General features: G+C 58.7%; 1 protein-coding gene. It reads left to right on the top strand.

All coding sequences use genetic code 11. The features are described from left to right. Nucleotides 1–393 (top strand): IS6 family transposase (locus tag AC1D34_RS38360; RefSeq protein WP_476827123.1); only part of this gene is annotated, 393 nt, incomplete at both ends.

Genomic DNA, 393 nt, shown 5'->3' with positions numbered 1-393 from the left:
AGGTCCGCGGACGGTGGATGTATCTYTATCGCGCCATCGACAGCGTTGGCGACACGGTCGAGTTCTGGTTCAGCGAACATCGGGATCTGTCGGCGGCCAAGCGGTTCTTCCGCAARGCGCTTGAACGCCATGGCCGGCCCGAGCGCATCGTCATTGACGGCAGCCAGACCAACCGGGAAGCCATAGTCGCGTGTGAYGCGACAAGCCGTCTTCAAGATCGSTCACGCCGCMAGCTGAAGCCGATCCGAATCCGGCAAAGCCAATACCTGAACAATCGKATCGAGCAGGATCATCGGCGGATCAAACGGCGAATCCGATCGATGCTTGGCTTCACATCATTCAAAARCGCCGCTGCAACCYTGGCCGGTATCGAGATGGTTCACATGATGCGCA

Source organism: Allobosea sp. P1_A7 (assembly GCF_056406775.1).
Note: the sequence above shows the minus strand (reverse complement) of the source record. Positions and strands in the feature narration are given on the sequence as shown.